The sequence below is a fragment of the Vogesella amnigena genome (genome assembly GCF_042648905.1).
Lineage (GTDB): Bacteria > Pseudomonadota > Gammaproteobacteria > Burkholderiales > Chromobacteriaceae > Vogesella > Vogesella amnigena.
Map to the genome: position 1 here is coordinate 1 of NZ_JBHRYH010000039.1, position 12,657 is coordinate 12,657.

The window sequence follows — 12,657 nt, forward strand, 5'->3', positions numbered from 1 at the left end:
GGGTGGTTTGACGCCGGCGGCCTACGCCAAATCACTCGCTGAGAAATCAGGTAAATTAGCCTCGGACTCTAATGCTCAGTGCTACTGAGAATGGGGGGACGTCGGTGCCACAACACGCGTTCTTGATATTCCATCAGCGCCACATCCAAAACATGAAGATCCGGTAGCTGGGGAGGATTGTCATGAACACCATCCTGCCACACGCCCAGTGGCGGTCGGTTCAACCCACGATGAAACCGTACAGAGTAGACATCCACGATCCAGATGTGCAATGCGTACATGAACTCATCAAATGTTGCTACAGCTGTCTTCAGCGGGTCATAGCCATGGCGCTCCATCCAGTTCGACAGGCTGGTACCCTTCTGAGCGTGAAAGAATCCATTCGCAATCGAACGAAAGGCACGTTCCACCATGCCCTTGAAGTAGGGTTTGCGCTTCGGACAGAACTGTAGAACGATGCCAAGCTCGAAACACGCCTGTTCCAACGCCTTGCTGTGAAATTCCAACCCGTTATCGCAAACCAGAGTCTGTATTAGTCCATAGCAAGGCCACGCGCCTTCAACCCGCGGATAACGTTCGCGCAGATAGTCTTTCGGCAAGATGGCATGCCGAAGGCACTTGAAAACGGCCTCGGTGCTCGGTCCTCCAAAACTGACGTAAACGCCCAAGATCATCTTGCTCTTGCGGTCGATGAGAAGCGTCAGGGTTGGCCGCCCCAAGGGGAGCATGGTGTTTTCATCGACGATGAACAGATCGACTGGTGTGTGATCGATCTCCGCCACTTCCAAAATGTGCTTCGTCTTTGGACTAAACATGCTGGTCCGGAAGCGAATGGAAGCTTCTTGTTTGCCATACTTAGCCACGGCGTGCTCGTACGCGGGGTAGGACTTAATGGCACGACGAACGGTGTCATAACTCGGCAGCTTGAGCTGGCCATCTAAAGGGCGTAATCCATTTAGCTGGCTGAGTCGAACTTGTAGGGCATCACGGATGTCCACCACACTGCACCCAGGAGGTTCCAAATATCGATGCTCAATGAGATCAATGAGGTGTTCCTGGACTTCCTCTGGGAAACGACAGCCAAACCAACCTTGGTGTGCAGTACGGTCGATCAGACTTAGCGGCGCTTCACCACGACAGGCAAACGCCTGCCACCAGCGATAAACGGACGACGGACTAGGAGGATGTTCATCACCGAGTTGCTGGGCAATTTCTGTCAGGATCGGCTTGAGCTTGTTGGCGCTAAAAACAACCTTGTCTTTCCACGCCATCAGGGTGTCGAGGTAGCGTTTTTTCCTGAGTGCCTTGTCTGATAGAGTTTGAGAAAAGTTACTTAAAAAAACTGTCAAACTTGGTCGTTCAGCATGTCCGGCATCATGATGTAGTGGAGCTTTGGGCGTTATACGGCCACAAGTCCACCAAGCCAGCAGCTGCTCAACAGGGTGCTGATACACAACAAGAGATATCACATCCTCAAGCGTGACCAAGTTGCCACTAATCACTCGCGTAATCCTGACCTCCCTGCCATCAAGCAGAAAGTGACTGCCGTGGTTAAAGCCAATTCTCGAGGCCATGGCTCACCTCCCGTCGGTTGATGGTTACAGCCAGCTTGCTGCCGAGGGGGGCGTCAGAGTCATAACTGACTTGGCCATTTGCCAGCAGGGCCATTGCCAGCTTCATTGACCCAAGCAAATCAGCAAATTCCCCGAGCATCATGACCGGGTTCGACTTATGCAGCTTGACCAGCCTCTGCAGGCCAATGAGAAGATCTGCAGTAACTGCATTACGGCGATACTTGAAGAGTTGCTTCAGGTTGCCAAGCCGGGGCTCGCGACGAATTTCAACCTCGCTCCTGACGAGAAAGTTGTAGCCTTGCCTGCCCATGGCTTCCTCAATGGCCTCCATTTTTGCCTGTACCTCATGCTTCGCCAAAGAACGAGAAGGCTTGACTTCGATCACTAGCGCAGAGCCATCAGACAGTGTCAGAGCAAAGTCTGGGGTATAGCGCCGCATACGCCCTGAGAGCCCATAGTGAAACTTGAACGGTTGCTCCTTGATATCCAGCACTTGCGGGCTGAACTCGAGCAAATAGAGGGCATCGAGTTCAAGCAACTGCTCATACCCGATCATTCTTCCTGTCTTGATGGAGGGGAAATACCCGCGAATGCTGCCGCCAGTCGGAGCGACGACCTGGCGAACGGGCGTGTGAGAGTCTCTATGCCAGCCTAGCCACGGGCCAGTAGCACATAAGTGATAAGCCATAATATCTCCTTGGCCTCGCCTAGCTACAGACGCATCAGCGCCTCTCCTGCTGACGAGATCCAAAAATAATGACGAACGGAGACTTGACCTACGGAGGGGGAAGAGACGATACTTTGGGTGTCCGCCCTTTCGATCGATCTCTTCGGTCCTAAGGTTCAAGTGAGGGGCAAGCGCTAGTCGCTTGCCCTTTCTTGTTTCCAGTACTTCCTCTTTGCATTTTCTTCGATAGCCGTTCTCCTTCTCAGTCTTGAGTGCACAAACCCATCACGAAATCCAAGTGACGAGGCACCTTCCATTATAGGTCAGCATTTAGTTTTTTGGATAAAAATATTAATTAATACTCTTTCACCAGTGAAAAAACAAAATAGCCAGCAAGAGCAACACCAAACCCCCGCCTTTAATAGGTCATACCAGATTACACCTCAAATCGATGTAGAAAAAACTGCCTATTTATACATAATTTGATGCATATTTTCGCGGCGAAAATTTTTATAGCAGCAAATAATGTAAATATTTGAATTTAGCTGGCTAAATGCAAAAAGCCCCAGCATCTCTGCTGGGGCCTTGGTTTGCTACCTCTTGATTTTTCAGTTTGTGCTGATTCTTTTCACAAACTCTGCTGACCTACAACAACCGCAGGCGGCTTAGCCGTGGTGTTCGTGACGCATGTGCGGGAACAGGATCACGTCGCGGATCGACGGTGCGTCGGTCAGCAGCATCACCAGGCGGTCGATGCCGATACCGCAGCCACCAGTCGGCGGCAGGCCGTATTCCATGGCGCGGATGTAGTCGGCGTCGTAATGCATGGCTTCATCGTCGCCGGCGTCCTTCTGCTCCACTTGCGACAGGAAGCGCGCAGCCTGGTCTTCCGGATCGTTCAGCTCGGAGTAGCCATTGGCGTGCTCGCGGCCAACGATGAACAGCTCGAAACGCTCGGTGATGCCCGGCTGGGTATCGGAGCCACGCGCCAGCGGCGACACTTCCACCGGGTAATCGATGATGAAGGTCGGGTTCCACAGCAGGCCTTCGGCGCATTCTTCGAACAGCGCCAGCTGCAGGCTGCCCAGACCCGGTGCCGGCGGCAGCTTGCCACCCAGGCGCTTGATCTCGGAGGCAACCCATTCGGCGTCGAACAGTTGCTCGTCGGTGTACTGCGGGTTGTAGTGCTTGATGGCACCAACGATGGTGAAGCGGTCGAAGCGCTTGCCCAGGTCCACTTCCTTGCCGTTGTAGCTCACCACGGTATGGCCGGTGGCGGCAATGGCACAGCGGCGGATGATGTTCTCGGTGAGGTCCATCATGCGCTGGTAGTCGCTGTAGGCCTCGTAGAACTCGATCATGGTGAACTCGGGGTTGTGGCGGGTACTCATCCCCTCGTTACGGAAGTTGCGGTTGATCTCGAACACGCGTTCCAGACCGCCCACCACCAGGCGCTTCAGGTACAGCTCAGGCGCCACGCGCAGGTACAGCGGCATGTCCAGCGCATTGTGGTGGGTAACGAACGGCTTGGCAGTGGCGCCACCCGGAATCGGGTGCATCATCGGGGTTTCCACTTCCAGGTAGCCCTCGCCCACCATCACCTCGCGCACGGTCTGCACGATTTTGGAACGCTTGATGAAGGTATTGCGGCTGTCGTCGCTGGTGATCAGGTCGACGTAGCGCTGGCGGTATTTCTGCTCCTGGTCGGTCATGCCGTGGAACTTGTCCGGCAGCGGGCGCAGGCTCTTGGTCAGCAGGCGCAACTCGGTCACGTTCACCGACAGCTCGCCCTTGTTGGTCTTGAACAGGATGCCCTTGGCAGCCACGATGTCGCCCATGTCCCAGTGCTTGAACGCGCTGTGCACTTCCGGGCCTACGCCCTGGTCGTTGATGTACAGCTGGATCTGGCCGGACATATCCTGGATGGTGGCAAAGCTGGCCTTGCCCATCACGCGCTTGAGCATCATGCGGCCGGCAACGGCCACGTGTACGTTCAGCGGCTCCAGCTCGTCCTTGGCCTTGTCGTTGTAGGCCACGTGCAGATCACCGGCCAGGTGCTCGCGCTTGAAGTCATTGGGAAAGGCAACACCGGCTTCGCGCAGCGCTTTCAGCTTCTCGCGACGCTCGGCCATGATGTGGTTTTCATCATGTTGCACCAGGCTGGATTCTTGTTCCGACATGGAAATCTCCGTCAATTGTCAAAGGTTGGCCGCATGCTGCGGCCAACCCCGGTTATGCGTTACACGCCCTGCTTCAGGCTGGCTTCGATGAAACCGTCGAGGTCGCCGTCCATCACTGCCTTGATGTTGCCCACTTCGTAGCTGGTGCGCAGATCCTTGATGCGCGACTGGTCGAACACGTAGGAGCGGATCTGGTGACCCCAACCCACGTCGGTCTTGCTGTCTTCCAGTGACTGCTTGGCTTCATTGCGCAGTTTCAGCTCGCGTTCGTACAGCTTGGCACGCAGCATCTGCCAGGCTTCATCACGGTTGCGGTGCTGCGAGCGGTCGTTCTGGCACTGCACCACAATGCCGGTCGGCGCGTGGGTAAGGCGCACGGCGGAATCGGTCTTGTTGATGTGCTGGCCACCCGCACCGGAAGCGCGGTAGGTATCGGTGCGCACGTCGGCCGGGTTGATGGTGATCTCGAAGCTGTCGTCCACTTCCGGGTACACGAACACGGAACAGAACGAGGTATGGCGGCGCGCGTTGGAGTCGAACGGCGACACGCGCACCAGGCGGTGCACGCCCACTTCGGTACGCAGCAGGCCGTAGGCGTATTCGCCTTCGATCTTGATGGTGGCGCTGGTAATGCCGGCCACGTCGCCCTCGGACTCTTCCAGGATGTCTACCTTGAAGCCCTTGCGTTCGGCGTAGCGCACGTACATGCGCAGCAGCATGCCGGCCCAGTCCTGCGCCTCGGTGCCGCCCGCTCCGGCCTGGATGTCCACGAAGCAGTTGTTCGGGTCCATCGGATCGTGGAACATGCGGCGGAATTCCAGTTTGGCAAGCTTGGCCTCGACCTCGTCCAGGTCGGCCTTCACCGCGAGGATGGTATCGTCGTCATCCTCGGCCTTGCCCATGTCGAACAGCTCGGCGCAGTCGGCCAGCGTAGCGGCGATACCTTCGATCACCAGTACCACGTCTTCCAGCTGCTTGCGCTCGCGGCCCAGTTCCTGGGCCTTCTTCGGGTCGTTCCAGATGTCCGAATCTTCGGTCAGGCGGGAAACTTCTTCCAGACGGTCTTTTTTGCCGTCGAAGTCAAAGATACCCCCGGATATCGGTGTTGCGCGCGCTCAGATCGTCGATCTGGGCCTGAATCTGATTGAGAACTTCTGCTTCAATCATGGTGTAGAACCTCCACAATAAAGAACATTTTGCCGCTGATTACGGTAATTCAGTAAAGACAAAAAGCGCACCTCGCGGTGCGCTTTTGCCTGCAACACTCAGACATCAACCCAGCAGGTGGGCAACGCCTGCGCGTTCTTCTTCCAGCTCAGCCAGGGTGAAGTTGATGCGTTCACGGCTGAATTCGTCGATTTCCAGGCCTTGTACGATCTTGTACTCGCCATTCTCGCAAGTTACCGGGAAGCCGAACATCACGTCTTTCGGAATGCCGTAGGAACCGTCGGACGGAATACCCATGGTCACCCACTTGCCGTTGGTGCCCAGTGCCCAGTCGCGCATGTGGTCGATGGCAGCGTTGGCAGCGGAAGCAGCGGACGACAGGCCACGGGCGGCGATGATGGCGGCGCCACGCTTGCCCACGGTCGGCAGGAACACGTCGCGGTTCCAGGCTTCGTCGTTGATCATGGACTTGACCGACTCACCATTGATGGTGGCGAAGCGGTAGTCAGCGTACATGCTCGGCGAGTGGTTGCCCCACACGGTCAGCTTCTCGATATCGGCCACGGCCTTGCCGGTCTTGGCAGCGATCTGGCTGGCGGCACGGTTGTGGTCCAGGCGCAGCATGGCGGTGAAGTTGTTCGGATTCAGGTCCGGCGCGGACTTCATGGCGATGTAGGCGTTGGTGTTGGCCGGGTTGCCCACTACCAGTACCTTCACGTCGCGGGAAGCCACGGCGTTCAGGGCCTTGCCCTGACCAATGAAGATGGCACCGTTGATGGACAGCAGCTCGGCACGCTCCATGCCCGGGCCGCGCGGACGGGAACCCACCAGCAGCGCGTAATCGGTGTCCTTGAAGGCAGTCATCGGATCGCTGTGCGCTTCGATGCCGGCCAGCAGCGGGAAGGCACAGTCTTCCAGCTCCATGATCACGCCCTTGAGCGCGTTCTGAGCCCTCTCGTCGGGGATTTCCAGCAGTTGCAGAATCACCGGCTGGTCCTTGCCCAGCATTTCACCGGAGGCGATACGGAACAGCAGGGCGTAACCAATCTGACCGGCTGCGCCAGTAACGGCAACGCGTACGGGGGCTTTCATCTAGGTACTCTCCTTTGGACGTGGCGATGGTGCGTGCACATGCTCTGACTTGCGCATGTTGCTATGCAATAGAGCCGGAGTGTAGCACGCAAGTTACGGTTTGTGGCCATCACCTTACCCTGCATCCGCACCCCTTCGCAAGATTTGTCTTGTGTCTTATATAAGACTAGGCTTTACGCTTGATTTATTTGATGTTAAAAAGCAGCCATGAATGCCAAATCCCTACTTCGCCTGCCACTCTACGAGCAGATCAAACAGCAAATACTGCAGCGGGTGGCGGATAGCGAATGGGACAGCAACGAGCTGCTGCCCAGCGAGTGGGATCTGGCAGAGCAGTTCTCGGTAAGCCAGGGTACGGTACGCAAGGCGCTGACCGATCTGGTCAATGATGGCGTGCTGTATCGCCAGCAGGGGCGTGGCACCTTCGTGGCCGAGCCGCTGGATGACTGGGCCGGCATGAGCATGGTGTCGCCGGGCATGCTGCGCGAAAAACCGGACCGGCTGGTACGCGAATTCCTGGGTATCCAGCGCGGCCATGCCAGCGACGAGTTGGCCGCAACCCTGGGGCTGCGCCGCGGCGCCGCGGTACACCGCATCCGCCTGCTGTGGCGCCAGCAGGGGCAGATCGTGGCGCTGGATGAAGTCACGCTGCCGCTGGAGCGCTTCGAAGCACTGGATGTGCGCTGGCTGCGCCAGAGCGTGGGAGTCTGGGCGGTACTGCAACAGCATTTCGGCGTGCGCCTGCGGGTGAAGGCCGAACAATGGCGAGCCATCGGGCTGCCACGGGAGGAAGCCCAGCTGCTGCATGCGCGCGAAGGCGAGCCGGCGCTGTTCTACCTGCGGCTGGCGGAAGACATGCAGGGGCAGGCACTGGAATGGCGTGAGCGCTGGTGCCTGACCGGCACACTGGGGCTAAGCCGCCAGCAAGAGCAGTAAGCAGATTGCAATGTCGCAAAAATGCAAAAAAGCGACCGCAATTTGTCAGGCGTCGGCATGATGGCGCTTATTTGCTAAAATTTACGCACATGTTGCACCTGCAGCATCGGTTCGACATGTTTTCAATCGGGTGGGGGCAGCAGCAACGTCCCCGTTCAGAGGACTTCGCGGCCGTACAGCGAAGCCCAATATAACCACTTGGTACATGCACATCCAAGGAAGCTCTATGCAGAAGCAACGACCAAAGCACCTCGATCTGGGGAAGATCAGACTGCCTGTTCCGGGCATCGTCTCGATCCTGCACCGGATCAGCGGCGTGGCACTCTTCTTCGCCCTGCCGCTACTGATCTACCTCCTCTCCGGCTCGCTCAGCTCCGCCGAAACTTTCGATAGCTACCACGCAGTAGTTGCTCACCCGCTGATGAAGCTGATCCTGATCGGTTTCCTGTGGGCCTTCCTGCATCACGCCACTGCCGGCGTCCGTTTCCTGTTTCTTGATATCCACAAGGGCCTGGAACTGCAAACCGCCCGTGCGACCGCCAAGATCGTACTGGCTGTCAGCCTGTCCCTGACCGTCATCCTGGGGGCGATCCTATGGTAAACCGCAACGTTGTTGGCGCTCACTACGGCCTGAAGGACTGGATCGTCCAGCGCATCACCGCGGTGATCATGCTGGCCTACACCATTCTGCTGGTGCTGTTCCTGCTGGCCATGCCGGCCGGCTACGAAGGCTGGAAAACCCTGTTCAGCATGACCTGGGTGAAAGTACTGACCCAGACCACCCTGCTGGCCTTGTTCATGCATGCCTGGGTTGGCATTCGTGACCTGTGGATGGACTACATCAAACCGGTTGGCGTGCGTCTCACCATGCACTCCCTGACCGCGGTTTGGCTGGTGTCCTGTTTCATCTATTCGCTTAAGGTTGTCTGGGGGCTGTAATGACTGTACCTGTTCGTCGTTTTGACGCAGTGATTGTTGGCGGCGGTGGCGCAGGTCTGCGTGCTGCCCTGCAACTGTCCGAGTCCGGCCTGAAAACCGCCGTACTCTCCAAAGTATTCCCGACCCGTTCCCACACCGTAGCAGCGCAGGGCGGCATTTCCGCTTCGCTGGGCAATGTGCAGGAAGACCGCTGGGAATGGCATATGTACGACACCGTAAAGGGGTCGGACTGGCTGGGTGACCAGGACGCCATCGAATTCATGTGCCGCAAGGCGCCTGAAGCCGTGATCGAGCTTGAGCACTTCGGCATGCCTTTCGACCGTCTGGAAAACGGCAAGATCTACCAGCGCCCGTTCGGCGGCCACACCCAGAACAATGGTGAGACCCCGGTGCAACGTGCCTGTGCTGCCGCCGACCGTACCGGCCACGCCATGCTGCACACCCTGTACCAGCGCAACGTACGTGCCAACACCCAGTTCTTCGTGGAATGGATGGCGCTGGACCTGATCCGTGACGAAGCCGGTGACGTGGTAGGCGTAACCGCCCTGGAAATGGAAACCGGTGAAGTCTTCATCTTCCACGCCAAGGCGGTATTGTTCGCCACCGGCGGTTCCGGCCGTATCTACGCCGCCTCCACCAACGCCTTCATCAACACCGGTGACGGCCTGGGCATGTGCGTGCGTGCAGGCATCCCGCTGGAAGACATGGAATTCTGGCAGTTCCACCCCACCGGCGTGGCCGGCGCGGGCGTGCTGATCACCGAGGGTGTGCGCGGCGAAGGCGGCATCCTGCTGAACAGCAATGGCGAGCGTTTCATGGAACGCTACGCACCGAACCTGAAAGATCTGGCTCCGCGTGACTTCGTGGCCCGCTCCATGGAGCAGGAAGTGCTGGAAGGCCGTGGTTGCGGCCCGAACAAGGACTACGTGCTGCTGAAGCTGGACCACCTCGGTCCGGACATCATCAAGCAGCGTCTGCCTGGCATCCGCGAGATCGCCATCAAGTTCGCCGGCGTGGACCCGATCAAGGACCCGATCCCGGTAATCCCGACTTGCCACTACCAGATGGGCGGTATTCCGACCAACTACCGTGGCGAAGTGGTGGTACCGCAGGGCGACAATCCGGAAAACCGCGTCAACGGTTTCTACGCCGCCGGCGAATGCGCTTGTGCATCGGTACACGGCGCCAACCGCCTGGGCACCAACTCGCTGCTCGACCTGGTGGTATTCGGCAAATCTGCTGGTGACAGCATGGTCGAGTTCATCAAGAACGAGATGCCGACCTGGAAGCCGCTGCCGGCCAATGCCGCCGAGCGCTCGCTGGCCCGCATCAGCCGCCTGGACAACCAGACCAATGGCGAAGATGTGACCGAAGTGCGTAACGCCATGCAGCGTACCGTACAGGCCCGTGCCGCCGTGTTCCGCAATTCCGAGAACCTGTCGCTGGGCGTGAAGGAAATCCAGGAAGTGGCCGAGCGCGTGAAGCGCACCCAGATCAAGGACAAGTCCAAGGTGTTCAACACCGCCCGCGTGGAAGCGCTGGAGCTGGAAAACCTGATCGAAGTGGCGGTAGCTACCCTGATCGCCGCCGAAGCGCGCAAGGAATCCCGTGGCGCCCACGCCCACGCCGATTTCCCGCAGCGTGACGACGAGGTGTGGATGAAGCACTCCCTGTACTACGGCGATGACCGTCGCCTGAGCTACAAGCCGGTGCACACCAAGCCGCTGTCGGTGGATTACATCCCGCCGAAAGAGCGTACCTTCTAAGCGGCGACCAGGAGATCGAACATGAGCAAAACACGTTTTTCCATTTACCGCTACGACCCGGACAAAGACGCCAAGCCGTACATGCAGGATTACGAGATCGAGCTCGGCCCGAACGACGTAAAACTGCTGGACGTGATCGTGAAGCTGAAGGCAATGGACGACACCCTGTCGTTCCGCCGCTCCTGCCGTGAAGGTATCTGTGGCTCCGACGCCATGAACATCAACGGCAAGAACGGTCTGGCCTGCATCACCAACGTGGCCGACCTGAAACAGCCGATCGAGCTGCGCCCGCTGCCTGGCCTGCCGGTAATCCGCGATCTGATCGTGGACATGACCCAGTTCTTCAAGCAGTACCACTCGATCAAGCCGTACGTGATCAACGACACCCAGGCTCCGGAAAAGGAACGTCTGCAGTCTCCGGAAGACCGCCTGGAGCTGGATGGCCTGTACGAGTGCATTCTGTGCGCGTGCTGTTCCACTTCCTGCCCGTCGTTCTGGTGGAACCCGGACAAGTTCGTTGGCCCGGCCGGCCTGCTGGCGGCGTACCGCTTCATTGCCGATACCCGCGACACCGCCACCAACGAGCGTCTGGACAACCTGGAAGACCCGTACCGCTTGTTCCGCTGCCACAGCATCATGAACTGCGTTGACGTGTGTCCGAAGGGCCTGAACCCGACCAAGGCGATCGGCAAGATCAAGGACCTGATGGTCAAGCGTGCCGTATGACCGCAATCGATCCGGTTGAAATCAAACGGATCCGCTGGCGCTCCCGCCGCGGCCTGCTCGAACTCGATCTGGTGCTGGAACGTTTCCTCGCCAGCCGTTTCGAGCAGCTCACCGCGGCGGAGCTTGCCGCGTACCGGAAGTGCCTGGAGCTGGACGACACGGACTTCCTTGATTACGTCAATGGCAAGGCGGAAGTACCCGATCCCGAGCTGACACACATCATCGGGATATTGCGGACAGTGTGACTGGCCGCTGCAGCAAACACATTACAACGACCACAAACTGAAACTGGGAGTATTGCTGTGGAAAACAATCGCAAAGTAACGCTCACCTACAACGACGGCAAGGATGCGCTGGAGATGCCGGTACTGCCGGGCACCCTGGGTCCGGACGTCGTCGACATCCGCGCCTTCTCCAAGACCGGCATGTTCACCTTCGACCCGGGCTTCCTGGCCACCGCCAGCTGCGAATCGCAGATCACCTTCATCGATGGTGACCTGGGCCAGCTGTACTACCGCGGCTACCCGATCGAACAACTGGCGGAAAGCAGCGACTACCTGGAAGTGTGCTACCTGCTGCTGAACGGCGAACTGCCGAACGCAGAGCAGCGCAAGGAGTTCGAGCGCGGCATCATGCGCCACAACATGCTGCATGACCAGATCATCAGCTTCTACAAGGGTTTCCGCCGCGACGCGCACCCGATGGCCGTGATGGTGGGTGTGGTTGGCGCGCTGTCCGCCTTCTACCACGACTCGCTGGACATCAATAACCCGGAACACCGCAAGATCTCGGCCCACCGCCTGATCGCCAAGCTGCCGAACATCGCAGCCCAGGCGTACCGCTACAACAAGGGCCTGCCGTTCTCCTACCCGAAGAACGGTCTGACCTACGCCGAGAACTTCCTGCACATGATGTTCTCCACCCCGTGCGAAGAGTACAAGGTGAACCCGGTTACCGCCCGCGCGCTGGACCGCATCTTCACCCTGCACGCCGATCACGAGCAGAACGCCTCCACCTCCACCGTGCGTCTGGCCGGCTCCTCCGGTGCCAACCCGTTCGCATGTATCGCCGCCGGTATCGCCTGCCTGTGGGGCCCGTCCCACGGTGGCGCCAACGAAGCCGTGCTGAAGATGCTGGACGAAATCGGCAGCGTGGATCACGTGGCCGACTTCATGCAGGGCGTGAAGGACAAGCGCTACAAGCTGATGGGCTTCGGCCACCGCGTGTACAAGAACATGGACCCGCGCGCCGCCATCATGAAGCAGACCTGCGACGAAGTGCTGACCGAGCTGGGCCTGCAGAACGATCCGAAGTTCAAGCTGGCCATGGCGCTGGAAAAGATCGCGCTGGAAGACCCGTACTTCATCGAGCGCAAGCTGTACCCGAACGTGGACTTCTACTCCGGCATCGTGCTGTCCGCCATCGGCATCCCGGTATCCATGTTCACCCCGATCTTCGCTCTGGCACGTACCGTGGGCTGGATCTCGCACTGGACCGAAATGATCGCCGACCCGGGCATGAAGATCGGCCGTCCGCGCCAGCTGTACACCGGCTCACCGCGCCGCGACTTCGTACCGGTCGCCAAGCGCTAAGCGCATGACACAGGTTGG

12 protein-coding genes are annotated in these 12,657 nt (G+C 58.6%); 7 read left to right on the forward strand and 5 right to left on the reverse strand.

The genetic code is table 11. The features are described from left to right. Nucleotides 1-68: 68 nt before the first annotated feature. From ACFOKJ_RS12815 to ACFOKJ_RS12835, 5 genes are all read right to left on the reverse strand, one after another. Entirely contained in the window at nucleotides 69-1,574 is a 1,506-nt protein-coding gene (locus tag ACFOKJ_RS12815) for a hypothetical protein (RefSeq protein WP_390280192.1), read from the reverse strand. Further along, nucleotides 1,552-2,262, reverse strand: a complete 711-nt coding sequence (locus ACFOKJ_RS12820) for a TnsA endonuclease N-terminal domain-containing protein (protein WP_390280194.1) — start codon at nucleotides 2,260-2,262, stop codon at nucleotides 1,552-1,554. The genes ACFOKJ_RS12815 and ACFOKJ_RS12820 overlap by 23 nt, the downstream gene beginning before the upstream one ends. Nucleotides 2,263-2,906: 644 nt before the next feature. Then, complete coding sequence (gene lysS, locus ACFOKJ_RS12825) at nucleotides 2,907-4,421, reverse strand: lysine--tRNA ligase (protein WP_390280196.1); 1,515 nt, start codon at nucleotides 4,419-4,421, stop codon at nucleotides 2,907-2,909. Nucleotides 4,422-4,480: 59 nt separating this feature from the next. Next, nucleotides 4,481-5,585, reverse strand: a protein-coding gene (gene prfB, locus ACFOKJ_RS12830) for a peptide chain release factor 2 (RefSeq protein ID WP_390280233.1) whose coding sequence is annotated in 2 segments (ribosomal slippage) — nucleotides 4,481-5,503 and nucleotides 5,505-5,585 — 1,104 coding nt in all. Because the reading frame shifts where the segments join, the coding sequence is not laid out codon by codon here. 108 nt (nucleotides 5,586-5,693) lie between these two features. After that, nucleotides 5,694-6,680, reverse strand: coding sequence for a malate dehydrogenase (locus ACFOKJ_RS12835; protein WP_349588903.1), 987 nt, complete (start codon nucleotides 6,678-6,680; stop codon nucleotides 5,694-5,696). 207 nt (nucleotides 6,681-6,887) lie between these two features. Between ACFOKJ_RS12835 and ACFOKJ_RS12840 the strand changes: the two genes are divergently transcribed. The 7 genes from ACFOKJ_RS12840 (at nucleotide 6,888) to gltA (ending at nucleotide 12,639) form a co-directional block, all read left to right on the forward strand. Further along, the gene (locus tag ACFOKJ_RS12840; RefSeq protein WP_390280198.1) at nucleotides 6,888-7,616 is read left to right on the forward strand and encodes a GntR family transcriptional regulator; all 729 of its coding nucleotides are present in this window, start codon (nucleotides 6,888-6,890) and stop codon (nucleotides 7,614-7,616) included. A gap of 226 nt (nucleotides 7,617-7,842) precedes the next feature. Continuing rightward, on the forward strand, nucleotides 7,843-8,217 hold the full coding sequence (gene sdhC / locus ACFOKJ_RS12845) for a succinate dehydrogenase, cytochrome b556 subunit (RefSeq protein WP_390280200.1): 375 nt from the start codon (nucleotides 7,843-7,845) through the stop codon (nucleotides 8,215-8,217). Continuing rightward, nucleotides 8,211-8,555 (forward strand): succinate dehydrogenase, hydrophobic membrane anchor protein, encoded by a 345-nt coding sequence (sdhD, locus tag ACFOKJ_RS12850; protein WP_390280202.1) that lies wholly within the window; start codon nucleotides 8,211-8,213, stop codon nucleotides 8,553-8,555. Before sdhC ends, sdhD begins: the two co-directional genes overlap by 7 nt. Then, nucleotides 8,555-10,321, forward strand: coding sequence for a succinate dehydrogenase flavoprotein subunit (sdhA, locus tag ACFOKJ_RS12855; protein WP_390280204.1), 1,767 nt, complete (start codon nucleotides 8,555-8,557; stop codon nucleotides 10,319-10,321). Before sdhD ends, sdhA begins: the two co-directional genes overlap by 1 nt. Nucleotides 10,322-10,342: 21 nt before the next feature. Then, nucleotides 10,343-11,047: a succinate dehydrogenase iron-sulfur subunit gene (locus tag ACFOKJ_RS12860; RefSeq protein WP_390280206.1), complete on the forward strand. Its 705-nt coding sequence runs from the start codon at nucleotides 10,343-10,345 to the stop codon at nucleotides 11,045-11,047. Next, nucleotides 11,044-11,292 carry an FAD assembly factor SdhE gene (locus ACFOKJ_RS12865; RefSeq protein WP_390280208.1) on the forward strand — a complete coding sequence of 83 codons (249 nt, stop codon included), beginning with the start codon at nucleotides 11,044-11,046 and terminating at the stop codon, nucleotides 11,290-11,292. The genes ACFOKJ_RS12860 and ACFOKJ_RS12865 overlap by 4 nt, the downstream gene beginning before the upstream one ends. Before the next feature lie 57 nt (nucleotides 11,293-11,349). Further along, nucleotides 11,350-12,639 (forward strand): citrate synthase, encoded by a 1,290-nt coding sequence (gene gltA, locus ACFOKJ_RS12870; RefSeq protein WP_390280210.1) that lies wholly within the window; start codon nucleotides 11,350-11,352, stop codon nucleotides 12,637-12,639. The last annotated feature ends 18 nt before the right edge of the window (nucleotides 12,640-12,657 follow it).